Annotated in this window: 12 protein-coding genes; 6 read left to right on the forward strand and 6 right to left on the reverse strand. The window is 39.8% G+C overall.

Annotated features, from left to right (window positions below; translation table 11 throughout):
• Positions 1–12: 12 nt before the first annotated feature.
• The 3 genes from H5162_RS00405 to H5162_RS00415 form a co-directional block, all read right to left on the reverse strand.
• A complete protein-coding gene (locus H5162_RS00405; protein ID WP_145239767.1) occupies positions 13–1635 on the reverse strand; it encodes a methyl-accepting chemotaxis protein in 1623 nt (540 codons plus the stop codon).
• A 276-nt stretch (positions 1636–1911) separates the two neighbouring features.
• The gene (locus tag H5162_RS00410; RefSeq protein ID WP_145239764.1) at positions 1912–2529 is read right to left on the reverse strand and encodes a glutathione S-transferase family protein; all 618 of its coding nucleotides are present in this window, start codon (positions 2527–2529) and stop codon (positions 1912–1914) included.
• Positions 2530–2575: 46 nt separating this feature from the next.
• Positions 2576–3607 carry an NADP-dependent oxidoreductase gene (locus H5162_RS00415; RefSeq protein ID WP_145239761.1) on the reverse strand — a complete coding sequence of 344 codons (1032 nt, stop codon included), beginning with the start codon at positions 3605–3607 and terminating at the stop codon, positions 2576–2578.
• Between the two features lie 259 nt (positions 3608–3866).
• Between H5162_RS00415 and H5162_RS00420 the strand changes: the two genes are divergently transcribed.
• The 5 genes from H5162_RS00420 to H5162_RS00440 all read left to right on the forward strand — a co-directional run bounded on the left by H5162_RS00420 (position 3867) and on the right by H5162_RS00440 (position 10237).
• Positions 3867–4292, forward strand: coding sequence for a hypothetical protein (locus H5162_RS00420; protein ID WP_145239758.1), 426 nt, complete (start codon positions 3867–3869; stop codon positions 4290–4292).
• Between the two features lie 13 nt (positions 4293–4305).
• On the forward strand, positions 4306–5148 hold the full coding sequence (locus H5162_RS00425) for an SMP-30/gluconolactonase/LRE family protein (RefSeq protein ID WP_145239755.1): 843 nt from the start codon (positions 4306–4308) through the stop codon (positions 5146–5148).
• A gap of 239 nt (positions 5149–5387) precedes the next feature.
• Complete coding sequence (locus H5162_RS00430; RefSeq protein WP_182732401.1) at positions 5388–5528, forward strand: hypothetical protein; 141 nt, start codon at positions 5388–5390, stop codon at positions 5526–5528.
• 492 nt (positions 5529–6020) lie between these two features.
• A complete protein-coding gene (locus tag H5162_RS00435; protein ID WP_182777304.1) occupies positions 6021–8660 on the forward strand; it encodes a TonB-dependent receptor in 2640 nt (879 codons plus the stop codon).
• A gap of 59 nt (positions 8661–8719) precedes the next feature.
• Complete coding sequence (locus H5162_RS00440) at positions 8720–10237, forward strand: glycoside hydrolase family 10 protein (protein WP_259398155.1); 1518 nt, start codon at positions 8720–8722, stop codon at positions 10235–10237.
• A 213-nt stretch (positions 10238–10450) separates the two neighbouring features.
• Here the strand turns inward: H5162_RS00440 and H5162_RS00445 are convergent, their stop codons facing one another.
• A complete protein-coding gene (locus H5162_RS00445; RefSeq protein WP_182757540.1) occupies positions 10451–13195 on the reverse strand; it encodes a TonB-dependent receptor domain-containing protein in 2745 nt (914 codons plus the stop codon).
• Positions 13196–13396: 201 nt separating this feature from the next.
• Here H5162_RS00445 and H5162_RS00450 point away from each other — a divergent pair, with 201 nt between their 5' ends.
• Complete coding sequence (locus tag H5162_RS00450; protein ID WP_182735291.1) at positions 13397–14602, forward strand: anhydro-N-acetylmuramic acid kinase; 1206 nt, start codon at positions 13397–13399, stop codon at positions 14600–14602.
• Here the strand turns inward: H5162_RS00450 and H5162_RS00455 are convergent.
• A complete protein-coding gene (locus H5162_RS00455) occupies positions 14599–15093 on the reverse strand; it encodes a hypothetical protein (RefSeq protein ID WP_182757538.1) in 495 nt (164 codons plus the stop codon). The two genes, H5162_RS00450 and H5162_RS00455, sit on opposite strands and share 4 nt — an antisense overlap.
• Positions 15094–15571: 478 nt before the next feature.
• A complete protein-coding gene (locus H5162_RS00460; protein ID WP_182735289.1) occupies positions 15572–16579 on the reverse strand; it encodes an L-threonylcarbamoyladenylate synthase in 1008 nt (335 codons plus the stop codon).
• Position 16580: the final 1 nt, after the last annotated feature.

The raw sequence follows: 16580 nt of genomic DNA on the forward strand, positions 1-16580 counted from the left end.
TTAAAGCGCTCTTTAGTTCACTTTGAAATAGCTAATGTACTGCTTCAGTGTTTTTGATAACTCAGCCAATGCGACTGCTTCTTGTGCATTGTTTTTTAAGGATAAACTGGTTTCCTTGGACATGTTAGCGATTTCCTCTACACCAGAACTAATTTCTGACACTGTGGCAACTTGCACTGATGTTGAGTCGACAATTTCAAGTACTTTTTCCAAGGAATCATTGGCTTGTTGTTGTATCTCTTGCAGTAGTTGATTGGCTTCATCCATCAATAATAAACCACTTTCTACTTGTGGTACTGTGGTTTCCATCGCAGTGACAGATGCTTGGGTATTATCTTGGATCTGTAAAATCATTTTCTCAATATCACCGGTCGCATCACCTGTACGTTGGGCGAGTTGCCTAACTTCATCAGCTACAACGGCAAAACCACGTCCAGATTCGCCTGCACGAGCGGCTTCAATAGCTGCATTTAGCGCTAGCAAGTTAGTTTGATCTGAAATACTACGTATCACACTTAATATATCACCAATGTTTTTAACATGATTTTGTAGTATGTTTACTTGTTTGACTGTTGCTTTCACTGTGGTTGATATGCCGCCAATTTCGGTTGCTACTTTTTGCACCGATTGACTACCTTGTTGTGATAATTGTGCGGTAATTTTTGAATTATCTTCAGTTTGTTTTACTGCGCTGGCAACTGAGTGAATGCTATGGCTCATATTGGCTAAATTGGTGACGGCAGAGTTAGTTAGCGTAACTTGATTATCTGCAGCATAAAGTGCTTGTTGTGAGCCTGAGGCGACACTTGCTGAATGAGATGAAAGCTCTTGTGAAGAATCAATAATGCTATTGACGATAGCTTTCAATTCTTTTTGCATTACTTGAACTGATGCCATCATACTATTAGGGCAGCAGGAATTTATTTCAGTGGTTAAATCACCTTTAGCGATACGTGCAATTACTTCTGCCGCTTCTTGTGGTTCACCGCCTACTGCATTTTTAATTTTTGAACTAATAATATAGGCAATTACGGCGCCAATAATAACAGCCAGTGCAGTTAATGAAATCATCCATAGCTCAAATGAGCTGGTTATCTCACGTGTTTTATCCGTTAAATTATGATTTGTTTGCTCTTGCAGATTGATGAATTGATTAATGCTGTCCAACCATTCTACAAATGAGGGACGCGCATCGGTTAATAATAGCATAGTTGCGTGCTTTATATTATTAGCACGTTTAGCGGCGATAATATTTTCCACTAAGGGGAGGGTATGCTCTTCTATTTTATCAATTTTTTTCATTAGGGAGCGCTCGTGATCAGTCATTTGATCAACCAAGCTCGCCATTTTTTCATGCGATATTTGGTAATTGTTATTGAGCTCATTTATTAAGCTAATCGTATCGCTTAAATCACTAGCATTTGTTAATATCACCACATCCCGTATTGCTATTGCCCTATCATGTACTGCGCCCCTAAAATCAATAGCATAACGCTGCTTAACAGAATTTATATCGTTAATTTCAGTTATATTATTGTCAATTTGATTTACTTGAGATGTGCCAATAATGGTTAATGTGAGCATCATTAATAAGATCACTCCAAAACCAGTGGCGAGGCGCATATTTATGGTCATATGTTTTCCAGTATTATTTGGTGCGATTTTATATTGGCTGATTATAACTCAACGTAATTCGTTAAGTGGAATGACTTATAAAACGAATTTACTTTTTTAATAATCAGTTATGTATAAATAATGTTAATGCTTAGCAATTAATGTGCAGTAGTCAAATTAATGAGCAACTGCACTTTTTGAATTATAATGCTTTAAAAAATCTATCTCGATAGACCGAATCGGAATGGGTGCATCGCTTGGCTGTAAAACCACCTTAAACAGCAAAACAAAACTAATTTAGTCGTACTTTGCTTCTAACTCATTAGCGGAATGAAATTTCTCGTGAGTTTGTAATTGCTCATCGTATTTAACGAGATTTTTAAAATGTGCTAGTTGGCCTGCATTTTTAACAATTTCAACAATAAATGACATCATAAAATCAGCACCGGTTAGAGAGTCACCTACTAAGTAACGCTTCCCTTCTAAGCGGTCATTAAAGTAACTAATAACTTTTGCGGTTTCTGCATCGGCATAGCCTTCTAAAAATTGCGTTTTAGCGCCATCTTTTTGCACAAACATTTTTAATAATAGCGGTAAAATTGCTGAGCTTTCAGCGAAGTGCAGCCATTGCTGGTAGTCAATATAGTCTTTACTGTCACTGCTTGGCGCAAACTTACCGTTACCGTATTTACTGATCAAATAGTCTGTGATCGCACCTGATTCAGCAATTATTTGGCCATTGTCCTCAATCACTGGTGATTTGCCCAGTGGATGAATCGCTTTAAGCTCATCAGGAGCTAAAAAGGTTTCACGGTTGCGTTGATAAGCCACAATTTCGTAGTCAACGTCTAGCTCTTCGAGTAACCAAATAATACGTTTAGAGCGTGATTTATTTAAATGATGTAACTTGATCATAGTGTTCCTTGTAAGCGCAGTAATAACTGCGCTTGAAAAATAAAGTTTATAGTGGCTGGTTAACTTGTATTACAGTTTTGCCAAAGTTTTTGCCATCCAGCATATCGTTAAAAGCAGACACTGTATTATCAAGCCCGGTTATTAAATGTTCACGGTATTGAATTTTCCCTTCGCTGAGCCATTTTTGCATATCTGTGGCGAACTCATCATAACGATGACCATAATCATCAAAAATAATAAAGCCTTGCATACGAATGCGCTTAGAGAGAATTTGCCCCATCAGAGCCCCCATGCGATCGGGTCCTTGTGGTAACTCAGTCGCATTATATTGCGACACTAAGCCACATAATGGTACGCGCGCAGCGGTATTTAATAATGGTAATACGGCGTCAAAGACTTTTCCGCCCACATTTTCATAATAAACATCAATCCCCGTATCACATGCCTCAGCTAACTGCTTGGCAAAGTCATCGCTATGGTGATCAATACAGGCATCAAAACCAAGCTTTTCGACTGCGTATTGGCATTTTTCACTGCCGCCTGCCACACCGACTACTTTACAACCTTTGAGTTTAGCAATTTGCCCAACAGTTGCACCTACTGGGCCTGTTGCAGCAGCTACGACCACTGTTTCACCTTCTTTCGGTGCGCCAATATCCAGCAGCCCCATATAAGCAGTAAAGCCAGGCATACCCATAATACCTAATGCATACGATGGATTATTTGGCTCTTTGCCTAATGGCATTAATCCTTCGCCATTTGAAATCGCATATTCCTGCCAGCCTGTATAGGCTAGTACCCAATCGCCTTTTGCAAACTTGTCGTTATTTGATTGCTCAATTTGACATACGGTTGCGCCAACCATGACATCGCCAATTTCTACCGGATCAGCATATGATTTCGCATCACTCATGCGGCCACGCATGTAAGGGTCAAGTGATAAATAAATGGTACGTAGTAATACTTCGCCTTGTTGTAATTCAGGCATTTGTACGCTTTTAATAGCAAAATTATCAAGTGTTGGCGCACCATGAGGACGAGATTTAAGCGTAAGCTGTTTATTGGTAATAGATTGCATAATTTTTTTCCGTATCCAGTTAAAAAGAGCTGCGTATAAGTACTGTAAATCTAAATGCTTAGTTGTCTGCAGCGAGTTAAATGCTTAACGTATGAACTTAGGGCTAAGGTGAGCAAATTCAATGCTGCGTATGGATTAGTTTATCGCTGTGCAGAGAATCATTTTTGCAGCAGTGCAATAGTGGTGATTTGTTCTGCCATTTAAGAACAAGTTGTGTTAAAAATAACCTTTAGATAGATGTTGTTAGCGAGGGAATGAAATGAAAATACAACTGTTGGTTTTACTGCCACTGCTAGTCAGTGCTTTTGTTAGCGGTTTGGTAAAGGCAAATGATGAAGTATTGTCGGTCGATCAAGTTGCGTTACAGGGAATGCAGTTTAGTTTTGAAAATGATGCGAAAATTACTCCAAAAAAAAGTGATTTTACAGTGGTTAATTCCGTTTTTATGAGTAGTGAGCAAGGCCGACGAGTCGCAGTGGTGACAATTCGTAATGACGCGTCAGGTTCACGCATTTTACAAGCGGAACATATTATGGCGTTATTTGCTGATGGGCGGCGAGTTGCCCCGATTTCCTTGGCTGAAAACATTAAACTAGAGGATGGCGAGCAACGCTCATTAACGCTGTCGTTTGGCGAAGACAATTTCCCTATTTTGAGCATCTTCACCAGTAATAATTTAAATTAGGAATAATAATAAAATGAAAGCGATGATCTGTGGATTGAGCTGTGCAGCACTTTTTAGTGCCACCAGTATTGCGCAGCACAGTAAGGAGTTTGTGCCTGATAATGTGTTTACTCAAGGCGTTGAAGGACCTGTTTTTTATAAGCAGCATTTATACGCAGTTAATTTTGCTGAGCAGGGCACCATTGGTAAGGTTGATAACAATGGTAAAGCCAGCTTATTTTTAAAGCTGCCAAATGACAGCGTTGGTAATGGTTTGCAATTTGATAGCCAAGGTAATCTCTATATTGCGGATTATGTAAATCATAATATTTTAAAAGTGCCTGCTAATAGTAAAAGCGTTGAGGTTTTTGCTCATAATAAAACCATGAATCAACCAAACGATATTGCGATTACCAAACGCGGTGTATTATTTGCCAGCGACCCTAATTGGGCTGATGCTACCGGCAAATTATGGCGTATAAATACAGATGGGAGTACTCAATTATTAGAAGATAATATGGGCACCACCAATGGTGTGGCGGTTAATAACAGCAATAGTAAACTCTACGTAAACGAAAGCGTGCAGCGGGTTATTTGGCAGTATGATCTTGATAGTGAGCTAAACATCAGCAATAAGCAGCCGCTGATCACATTTGACGACCATGGTATGGACGGCATGCGTGTTGATAACCAAGGTAACCTGTATGTTGCCCGTTATGGCGCAGGTGTTATTTTAAAAATTAGCCCCGCAGGTAAGATATTGCAAACCTATACTTTAACAGGGCAGCATCCAACCAATGTGGCATTTAATGACCAGCAAACCAAGCTGTTTGTAACTATGCAAAAACGCGGTGCGATTGAAGTGATTGAGTTTTAAGTAAATTGGAAAATTTGAACCATTTAATATCAAGTCTTTTGCATCAACAGAGAGTTTTATGCTTGGCTTGAAGAAAATCATTTTGATTGCGCAGAGCTATGGATTGATGGCATTAAAAAATCCTTAGATGGTGATTCGTACTTACCATGTTTTACTCTTCGCAGATCTAACAGTGTTTGGTCAAAAACTAAGACTATGTGGCACAGTTAATTGAATCGGGCTTAATGTAATAAGCCCAAATGATCCCAGTGTGTTTGGCAAAAGCTTATGAGCGCTGGGATACAGCGTATTCGATATCAAACGAAATGCAGTTCCCTGATGATTTTTTATTAGCGTTAGATGCAAAACCCCAAGCTAAAATGTTTTGTGGCGTTGAGTAAAGCAACTAAATATATTATTTATCATGCGCTGCAATTAGCCAAAAAACCAGCAAAAACCTCAGTAGCTACAATAACAGATCAGTACTACTTGCTTACAAGGCCCCCTAAGTTATCGACAAAGTAGTCCAATTTGCCAATTCTGCGCCAACCTAATTTAAATTACGGTATCTTACTACTGCGTAATTTAAATTAACCTCGAAGTTCACTATATCGTTAATCTTTTGTTTTAATTGCACTTATTTATAAGGCTCTCATTTTTCATAAATTTAAGTGCTTTATTTAGATAGCGACTAAAGGACATTTTGTATATTTTTGGAATTATAAATTGTAAATATTTATTTATTTTGGAATAAATTATATTGACCTTGTGTGTTTTTTTGACTAAGTTAACAGCAGGTAACAAAACTATAAAATATGTCTTGATTTAGCTATTTTAAATTAGCTGAAGCCGTACAAGTACTTTGCAATATAAAAAGGTTAAATGCTTATACTATGAATAATAAATTCCACACAATTACAGCTCAATTCAAAAAATCATTACTCGCCACTTTGGTTATTTCAGCTTCTAGTACGGCTTTTGCTAATGATGCAGAGCAATTAGACAAAGAAAACTTAACAAAAGAAGATATCGAACGTATAGAGGTAAAAGGCTACGCAGCTTCTGTCGAGAAGAGTCTCAATATGAAACGGTTTGCTAACAGTGTTGTTGATGCCGTATCTGCAGAAGATATCGGTAAATTCCCTGACCAAACGGTAGCCGATGCCCTGCAACGTATTCCGGGTGTGCAAGTTGAAAAAGACTTAGGCGGAGAAAGTGACCGAGTAAGTATTCGTGGTACAGCACCCCATCTAAACATTACCTTATTAAATGGTCAGAGTGTTGCTTCAGCGACGGCATCGGCGTCTATCACTCGTCCATCACGTGGTTTTAACTATTCACTTTTGCCTGCAGAGTTAGTCGATACTTTAGAAGTGTTTAAGTCAGCTGAGGCTGATGTTGATGAAGGTTCAATTGGCGGCACTGTGGTGGTTAGAACACGCAAGCCACTAGACAGTGAATCTAACTATGCGGCACTGTCAGTGAAAGCATTTCATTTTGAAAATGCGGATGAAACTAAGCCTTATATTTCAGGTTTATACTCTTGGAAAAATGAAGATGAAGACTTTGGTTTTAATGTGGGCTTTGTGCGCAAAGAACTCACAACCCAAAGAGACAGTAAAGAAGTAAGATTTGGTTACCGTAGTGTTGATGCCAACGGTGATGGCAATAATGAGTATTACCCTGGGGCGGTAGGTTATAATCGCTATGCCAGTGACTCGGATTTAAATACCATTACGGCTACCTTACAATACGCACCTTCAGCAAATTTAGATATTTTATTTAATAACTTGTATTCAAAATCTGAGCATGAGTCTTACGGTACTTATTCGAGTGGTTTTATATTACAAAACATCGGCAATATTGAGCAGGCCGATATTGTCGATGGGACTGTGATTGCTGGGACTTTACCTGCCCATAATAATTTAGGCTATTACGGAAATGCCGGATACCAAGGTGAATTTAAAACTCAAGCTCACGATATTAAAGTTACCTATGCAAAAGATAACTACACTCTGACAACACAGTTTGGCTATAGTAAAGCTGAAGGCGCAGTAAGTGACGTATATTCAGAGTACTACGCAGACACTGACGCTTCGTACAGCATCGAAAATGGCATGCCAGAAGTTGAATTATCAGATTCTCTTACGCCTGCCGATTATCGCTTAGACTACAATCATAAAAATGATATCGCGAATGATTCCGATGAGAAATATGTGCAATTTGATTTTGAGTATCGACTCGATCATGATTACTTTACGGCGATAAAAACTGGGGTCAAATACCGAGAACACAGTAAAGCCGCAAACTTAATTAAAGCAAATTATCCTAAAAAGGGGGCTGATGGCAGTACGAATAATTTAGGCCAGTTTGCAACTACCACAGTTAATGATTTTATGGGTGGTGAGAATGCCATTTTATGGCAATTTGATAATGCCGCTTATAGTAATTGGATTGCTTCTACCGAACCATCAACAGCGCCTTATGAACATCTAGATTATACATATGACTTGCAAGAAACCATTACTGCCGGTTACGTAAAAGCATTGTTTTCATTCAGTGATATTCGCGGTAACTTAGGTGTTCGAGCTGTCAAAACCGATGTTGACTCGCAGTCACTACAATATACGGGCCGTAGTTTTGATCCGCAAAATATCGAAGAAGTTGGTTTTTCTACTAGTTATGACGACTTTCTACCGAGTTTAAATATCGCTTATGATTACAGTGATGAGATCATCCTGCGTTTTGCTGCAGCAAAAGTTATGTCTCGTCCTGATTATGATTTTTTATCCGCTCGTAAAAGTGGTTATTGCACTGCAGCAACAGGCTGTAAGGGTAATGAAGGTAATCCTGATTTAAAACCATATCGTGCTTCGCAATATGACTTATCAGCTGAATGGTATTTTAATGAGTCATCTATCTTATCATTAGCTTACTTTTATAAAGATATCGATTCATACATTACAAATAGCACTGTTGATAAAGAGTGGATGTGGACTGATCCAGATACCGGTGCTGAAGAACTGCGTACTTTCTTGATCACTCAACCATTAAATGGTTTAGGCGGCGAAAACTCAGGCTTTGAAGTTAATTATACGCAAAAGCTAGGTTATGGTTTTGGTATTCAAACTAACTATACTTACTCAGATGCTGAGTTAGAGCAAACCGCAGAGCAGGTCGCTGCAGGAGAAGAAGCCGTTCTGCCTAATAATTCAGAAGATACCTTCAATGCCACAGTGTATTACGAGAATATGGGCTTTAGTGCAAGGGTTTCATATACTTATCGTTCGGAATACTTTTATACAACTTATTTAGGACTCAACCAGTACATTGATGACTTTGGTCAATATGATTTGAACCTTAGCTACAATGTGACTGATAATCTGAATGTGCTATTTCAAGCCATTAATTTAACCGATGAAGACCAGCGTTCAATGTCAAGTAACAGCACTGGTATGTCAGATAGCAATCGTCCACTTGCTATTCATAATTATGGCCGTAGATTCTTACTCGGCGCCCAGTATAAATTTTAATTCCCCCATAGCCGATAGTCCTCACTATCGGCTATATTTTTTCACTTGTTAGGAAATATATGATGGTCCGAGTAATTTTCTCTCTGCTCATATCTGTTACTTTAATCGCTTGCCAGTCCGCTCCTTTAACCCCTATTATCAAACAGCAGGCAAATCCACTGCTTGCAACTATTCATACAGAAGAGGTTGTCCGTGAATTTCGTGCAGCATGGGTTGCGACTGTTGCAAATATAAACTGGCCGCAGCAACCAGGCCTGCCTGTCGAAGAGCAGAAACGCCAAGCAATAAAAATATTAGATACGCTGCAAACGAATAATTTTAATACAGTTATCTTTCAAGTACGGCCACAAGCTGATGCACTTTATCAAAGCTCTACTGAGCCATGGTCTTACTATTTAACCGGTGAGCAGGGGAAAGCCACAGAACCATTTTATGATCCTTTGCAGTTTTGGATTGAACAAGCGCATCAGCGAGGTTTAAAGCTACATGCGTGGTTCAATCCTTATCGAGTTCATCACCCATCAGGTGGAATTGTCAGCGAACAATCAATTAGTATGCAAATGGCTGAAGATGTCGTGCAGCTTAAAAATGGTATGCATTGGTTCATTCCAACTAATCAGTCAGTGATCGATTATAGTATTGCGACGTTACTAGAGTTGGTAGAAAACTATGATATTGACGGCCTTCACTATGATGATTATTTTTACCCTTATCCTTCCTATAATGAAGGTGAAGATTTTCCTGATCAAAGCCAATATTTAGATTATCAAAAACAAGGAGGTAAATTAAGTAAAGGTAATTGGCGTCGAGCTGCCGTGAATCAATTTACAAAAACGCTCTATGAGCAAGTAAAACAGCTGAAGCCACATGTACAAGTAGGTATTAGTCCATTTGGGATATATCGTCCAAAGCAACCGGCCACGATCCGTGGTTTAGATCAGTATGAAAAGCTTTATGCCGATGCCAAACTATGGCTAAATGAAGGTTGGCTTGATTATTTTACTCCGCAATTATATTGGCCTATCAACCAATACTCGCAAAGCTATCCATTGTTAATTGCGTGGTGGCAATCGCAAAATACTCAAAATCGTCATTTATGGCCAGGTATCAACACACTGATAGCAAATACGGATGCAGGAATCGACGAAATCGTTAACCAAATTATGATCAATCGGGCGATGCTTAATAACTCGCCAGGCGTTGTATTTTGGAATGTAAAATCATTAGAAAACGCTGACTTTTCTCAGGTGATAGAAAAGGGCGTGTTTCAACATCAAGCATTACTGCCGCTATCAAATTGGTTACCAGTTCAGGAGGTGAGTAAACCTGCAGTGAGCTATAACCAATATGCACAGGTGACAAAACTGAGTTGGCATCATGCGCAACCTGAGCATGTATTTAAAACGCTTGTTTATCTTAAATATGGCGATGATTGGCAATATAAAATTTACCCATCAATAATGCGCTCAATCACAGTTGAGAATAACAACAATGGACTTGCGCTTTCACATATCCGAGTTGTTGCTGTAAGCCGTGATGAAATGCTTAGCGAGCCGATAGAGATACAGTTTGAGTAATGCCTTGTTTAGCAAGCAAAGTGTAATGCAACAATCACTATTAGCAAATCTCACGCGAGCACTGAGCAACTATACAGCATCTTTACTTAACCGTTAAAATTACGGTTTCTATCGCAGCATAGCTTTGATTAACATTGAACCAAGAAAAAGCGCACCGAGCAGGGTGCGCTTTAAGGGTTTAATCCTGTGCTGCTATAGGCAATAGGGGATTAACTAAAAACTCGGTGAGTAACGAACTGCAACCCCTAGTGTACGGCCAATAACGCTGTAATCACTCACAGTATTAAAGTGATTAGCGCCAATGTCAGGTGTTGGTGGTGCTTTGTCAAACAGGTTATCGATGCCAAAGTTAACCGCGATAGTCTCGGTTGCTTGCCACGATGCAGCAAAGTCCATGTAGTCTTGTGCTGAAATTGTTTCTGTTCTATCTACAGCGTAGTCTACTTCACCGATTCTGCGCCAGCCTAATTGGAAGTTCATGGTATCTAGCTGCCAATCAAAGGTGGCGCGGTGTTTATAATCGGCTTGTAAGATACTCGCAAAATCGCCTGAACAAGCACTACCATAAGTACCTTTACAATCAACTTCTGCTACGGTGCTATTATTTTGGCGAGTTTGTTTTGTTACAAAGTTACCTTGGTATGAGAGCCTAAAGCGACCGCCTAAATCCATTGGTGCATCAAATACATAGTTGGCTGCTAAATCGATACCAGCTTGTTCAATCGCTGCAAGGTTAAAGTCATTTACGATCGCGGTGCTAATAAAGCCTGTGTTTGGATCGCGTAATACTGCGCCACACAATGGGTTATTAGGATTTGGATCGTCAATATAACAGCTCTGTAATGCTGCACCTGGCTGGATTTGGCTTACTGCATCAGTTACGCGAATGCTGTAATAATCTATAGATACATCGAAGCCATCGATATAACTGGGTGTGTAAACCACGCCTAAAGTATCTGATTCAGCTTGTTCTGGTTTTATATCTGGGTTACCACCGTAAGTATAAGCGGCAGAGCTGCTATCAAATTCAGTACCAACTGCAGGTGCGCCAAATGCGGCACATTGTGCTGCGTCACCCGTACCTAGCAAACATGGATCACCATTAAAACGACCTGCTAAACGTGGCACGAATTGGTCGCTATCTTGATCAAACAATGCCAGTGAAAGAGAGGTGATTGGGCTGGCAAATTCACCTAAGTTAGGTGCTCTAAATGCCGTAAGTTTATTCGCACGGATACGGATATCATCGTTAATTGCCCAGTTTATGCCCAGTTTATAGGTGTCTTCTGCTTCAGTGTTTGAGTAATCAGAAATACGATACGCGCCCTCAAAACTAAGCTCTTTTGCAAATGGCATATCAACTAAGATCGGCACTAATAGTTCTGCATAGAACTCACTACTGTCAAAACTGGCATCCATATCAAAGGCGCTAACAGCGGCAAAACTAGTGCCATTTCTAAATGCATCTCCCGGTGTTTGCTTGCCCGTTTCTTTGCGGTATTCATAACCAATTGCAAAATCGACATAACCGGCAGGTAGTTCAAATATGGCACTTGAATCACCTGATAAGGTGGCAGCAAACACGCTCTGCGTTCGCTCGCGAGTGGTATAAAGTAGTGGGTCGCTAAATTCGCCTAGATCTAAATTAGGATCAAAAATATCCATGGTATTGGCTATACTGGCAAAGCGACTATTGCCACTTTTATCGGTTTTGTAAGCATTTTTATAGATCGTTGCTACTTCATCGGTTTGACCATACTGACCATAAATATCGTAACGTAAATAATCGTTAATATCGCCTTTTAAACCCAGTTGAAATTGCAATGAATCTCGCACGGCTTCAGTATGCTGTACGCCAAGGCCTAAATTACGTTCAACATTGACTAGCGCATTACCATCAGCATCAAAGGTGAGTTGTTGGCGAAGTTCATCAGGAATGTATTGGTTATCTTGTGTGAGAGTTACTTGCTCATTAACAAAAATAGGTGTTTGGCCGCTGGCTCCGGCGCCATTAACGGTTACTTTAGAATACATCGCACGGCCATAAATGATTGCGCTGTCGCTGGCATCCACATCAAATAATAAACCAGCAGAAAATCTGTCCATAGGCTGAGTTAAATAGCGGTCGCCGGTAAAGTCATTGGTTTGACGATCGCTCACGACTTGGCCTGCATCATTAATCGCTAAACTATTACCACTGGCAACATCGGTGTATAACCCGCCGCTATTAATCATAGTCGCGCCATTCTCTAAGGCATAATCACGTTCACCAGCAAGTAACTCTTTACGTTCAGAATAACCAAGGTAGCCAGTAATATGGCCACTACCATCAGCTATATCGCCACCAAAAATGGCTTCAAAATTAAGTTTTTCATTGCCACCATCAGCTGTTTCATAACTACTTGAAAACTCAGCGCCGGTAAAGTCATCATCAAGCACAAAGTTAACCACGCCAGCTACTGCATCGGCGCCATAAACAGCAGCTGCACCGCCTGTTAAAACATCAACACGTTTGATCAAACCGGCAGGAATTGTATTGACATCAACTGAGTTACGAAAACTAAATGGCACAGCGCGCGTACCGTCAATTAATACCAAAGTTCGGTTTTGACCAAGGCCACGTAAATCAATAGTCGATGAGCCAAATGAGTCACCTACCGTTGCACCTGTACTATTAGCTCCCGCTGCAGCTTGTGGTAACTTTGCGGTAATATCTTCTACATTCACCGCGCGATCTAGGTGTATTTGTGCTTCGTCAACACTCACTACTGGGCTACTTGAAACTAATTCCGTTCGCTGAATTCGAGAGCCAGTAACAGTAATTACTTCAGGTTTTTTTTGCTGCACTTCTTGCTGTTCAGCGGCCAATAAAACAGGGCTAGTAGTAGCAATAATTGCCAGTGCAATTGGAGATAGCAGGTGGAGTGGGCGCATTGAGTTAGGTTTGCAGTGTTTCATGGTCAGTTCCCGTGGTTATGTATTTTTTGCTATTATGAATTTTATCGTTGTCGGTACACTCAGTGTGTTGGTAAGTTTTAAAGCATTTTTAACTTGTTTGCAATAATTATTCTTTCAATATTTAAAGTTAAGGTATAAAGTATTCTTGAGTTTGAAATGCATATACATTAATTAGTATTTTGATTTTTAAGGGTAAAAAGAATGCATCAGCATATATTACAACTGTATAACAGCGCTAAAAAACAACACAGATTAATAATTGGTCTGATGAGTGGAACGTCATTAGATGGGTTAGATGTTGCATTGTGCAAAGTCTCAGGTCATGGCATGAACACCCAAATTGATGTGTTAGCCTTTGACACTGTTGATTATGATGATGACTATAAACAAAAAATAAAAACAGTATTTGCCAAACGCGAATGTGATTTGGAGTTAGTTACTTTACTTCATCCTTGGGTGGGGCAATTACATGGCAAAATGGTATTGCAGTGTTTAGCTAAATGGGAAGTTGCTGCAGCTGATATTGATGTGATTGCAAGTCACGGGCAAACTATTTATCACTGCCCTAAAAGTCAGCATAACCAGAGCGATTTTAATCATGGTACTTTGCAAATAGGTGATAGCGACCATTTAGCGGTTACGACTGGTATTACCACGATTGGCGATTTTAGACAAAAGCACATTGCAGCGGGCGGAGAAGGCGCACCACTTGCAGTATATGGCGACTATTTATTTTTTAGCAGCTTAACTGAAAATCGTATATTACTGAATATGGGCGGCATTGCTAACCTGACTTTTTTACCACAATCTGCTGATGCGAGCGCTGTATTTAGCTCTGATATTGGACCAGGTAATACAATCATGGACGCTTATATACAACGTTATTTTGCGCCGCTTCATTATGACAAAGATAGTTTAATTGCCAACCGAGGCCAGATAAATCAGCCGCTGTTGGATGAGTTATGCCAAGATGAATTTTTTAATTTGGACTTTCCTAAGACGACAGGCCCTGAAGTTTTCAATTTGGCTTATTTACACCAAGCACAAACGACAACCAACACCCTAGAGCTAAGCCACGAAGATGTAATGGCAACACTAAATCGATTTTCGGCGATGATGATTGCACAGGCTATTAATCAATGCAGTGAAAAATTAGCCGATGTTACAGTTTATGCCAGTGGTGGGGGAATACATAATCCACTGTTGATGAAGCATATTTTATCTTTGTGTCCACAGTTACATGAGATTAAAAATACCCATGCTCTAGGTATCGACCCAGATGCGAAAGAAGCAGTTTTGTTTGCGATTTTAGCGAACGAATGTTTAGCAGGTGGCCAGCAACGTTTTGGTAATCAAGCGCAGGGCATACCCACCATTACTATGGGTAAAGTCAGCTTTGCGGATTAAAATAATGATAAAAATGAACTACTAAAACTTGTCATATATTGGCGCAGTGAATGACTTTTAGAAACTAGGGCCGGCTCGTATTGTGGTATATAACCTGCGCCATATTCCTTGATTGCGACATCAAATTCAGCACTGTCTTTGAGGGTGGCATGTAAACCATGCAACATTAATTGCAGCACATATTCGTCACTTTCATCACTGAGAGTTATTTTTTCAAGTGTCAGCGTTACCGTACCGGCTTCTATATCGCTCAGACGCAGTGTGTATTGCATAAAGTAACGTGCATCACGCGCTGCTATATGTGTTGCACTTAACGAAATAGTGTCGCCTTCATGCGCATCTTCTGGTAATACACAAAGCAGTCTAATTTCATGCTCTGCGTTTGCATTTAGATGCAGCGTATCGTACTCCATAGTATGTGCCATGGCAGCTGATAGCGGATCTTCAAAAGATTGCAGTGCAAAGTTCAAGCGCACTAAAGGAGTGGTCATTGAGGTCTGTCGTCTTTTCTAGGTTAATTAAATCGAATGGAAATTATCCTATAGTTTAATTGCAGATTTATGACTAATTGAACGTATTTTCATCATTTTCAACTTAGCCGTGCTAAAACAATGTACTTTCTCATTTCGTTTCAAATTGTTTCCCCATTCATAAGGGATAGAGAGTCATATGTGCTTAGATGGGAGGATGTTAAGTTTTTGGCTTGGTATTTTACTCTTAACTAATTTTTTGGCGGCTCAACTTGCTATCAAACATTTACTGATCAAATAGTCTTGCTACTGTGGCGAAATCTTAGGTGTGATTAAAAATAATATATTGTGATTCTACATGTTCAGTGTTATCGATATTTATCATAATTTAAGCAAGGTTTTGGGTCTCATAAATAGGATAAAACAATGGATAGTGACTGTGATTTGCAAGCCTAGGGTTAAATCAAATGACTTGCAAAGTTTTAAGTTAAATATTTACTTAGCCGATATACGTCGATGCTGCACGTGAGAGTCTGTCGTTTACTGCTGACCATGCTTGCTCTTGTGGTGGTTGCTCTACCAGAATAGTTAAACATGAGTGTTTATCGATTTGATGCAGCGAATCATAGAGATTTTTTGCGTAATCATGAGGTTCTTCTGCTAAACATGTGATGTTGTTAATAGGCACATGTTTAAATAGCAGCGCATCGATGGCAGTTTTTGAATACACTAAATAATGTGTTTTATCGTTGTCATGCTCATTAATCTCAGTGATTAATTGTTCAAGCGATATCAATGTTGTAGGAGTATTCGGTTGATAGTGGGCGCTGACATTGCCTGGCACTATTTCGTTATGTTTTAAAGGTACTGCCACGGTTAGTCCTGTTACCTGCTCAATTTCTACTGCGCTAATAGGACCTGGCCTCAAAATACGCAGAGTTTGATCAGTAACTTCCAGTATGGTTGATTCAATGCCATAGGAACATTTCCCGCCATCTAACACCGCCGCAATACGACCATTTAGGTCGTTGATAACTTGCTCTGGTGCTATTGGACTCAATTGTTTGTAGCTATTTGCTGACGGCGCGGCTAAACCGGTATCAAGTTCGGTTAATATTTTTAAAAATAAAGCATTTGCTGGTACTCGTAAACCAATAGTATGCAAACCACCTGTAACAGGATTATTTAATCCTGTTTTTGCTTTAAGGATCATCGTTAAGGGGCCTGGCCAAAATGCATCTGCAAGTGGTTTTACACAGGCCGGTAATTGCTCTGCCCATCGGGTTAAATGACTTTGATCAGGAATATGTACAATCAGGGGATGGCTTTCAGGTCGTTTTTTAGCAGCAAAAATTTTTAATACGGCACTAGGAATTGTTGCATCTGCGGCAAGCCCATATACTGTTTCGGTTGGCAGTGCGACACATTGCCCCGACTTAAGCAAGCTGATCGCATCTACGATACCTTGCTCGCCTGATAACATTTTAGTTGAATTAAATGGTGTCATT

The sequence above is a fragment of the Pseudoalteromonas sp. SR41-8 genome, from assembly GCF_014163915.1.
GTDB lineage: Bacteria > Pseudomonadota > Gammaproteobacteria > Enterobacterales > Alteromonadaceae > Pseudoalteromonas > Pseudoalteromonas rhizosphaerae.

Bases quoted from the DNA above. Each gene is read 5' to 3' on its own strand.
- H5162_RS00410 (WP_145239764.1), bottom strand. From the start codon at position 2,529: ATGATCAAGTTACATCATTTAAATAAATCACGCTCTAAACGTATTATT.
- H5162_RS00425 (WP_145239755.1), top strand. From the start codon at position 4,306: ATGAAAGCGATGATCTGTGGATTGAGCTGTGCAGCACTTTTTAGTGCC.
- H5162_RS00420 (WP_145239758.1), top strand. From the start codon at position 3,867: ATGAAAATACAACTGTTGGTTTTACTGCCACTGCTAGTCAGTGCTTTT.
- H5162_RS00440 (WP_259398155.1), top strand. From the start codon at position 8,720: ATGATGGTCCGAGTAATTTTCTCTCTGCTCATATCTGTTACTTTAATC.
- H5162_RS00430 (WP_182732401.1), top strand. From the start codon at position 5,388: ATGATCCCAGTGTGTTTGGCAAAAGCTTATGAGCGCTGGGATACAGCG.
- H5162_RS00445 (WP_182757540.1), bottom strand. From the start codon at position 13,195: ATGAAACACTGCAAACCTAACTCAATGCGCCCACTCCACCTGCTATCT.
- H5162_RS00415 (WP_145239761.1), bottom strand. From the start codon at position 3,607: ATGCAATCTATTACCAATAAACAGCTTACGCTTAAATCTCGTCCTCAT.
- H5162_RS00455 (WP_182757538.1), bottom strand. From the start codon at position 15,093: ATGACCACTCCTTTAGTGCGCTTGAACTTTGCACTGCAATCTTTTGAA.
- H5162_RS00405 (WP_145239767.1), bottom strand. From the start codon at position 1,635: ATGACCATAAATATGCGCCTCGCCACTGGTTTTGGAGTGATCTTATTA.
- H5162_RS00450 (WP_182735291.1), top strand. From the start codon at position 13,397: ATGCATCAGCATATATTACAACTGTATAACAGCGCTAAAAAACAACAC.
- H5162_RS00460 (WP_182735289.1), bottom strand. From the start codon at position 16,579: ATGACACCATTTAATTCAACTAAAATGTTATCAGGCGAGCAAGGTATC.
- H5162_RS00435 (WP_182777304.1), top strand. From the start codon at position 6,021: ATGAATAATAAATTCCACACAATTACAGCTCAATTCAAAAAATCATTA.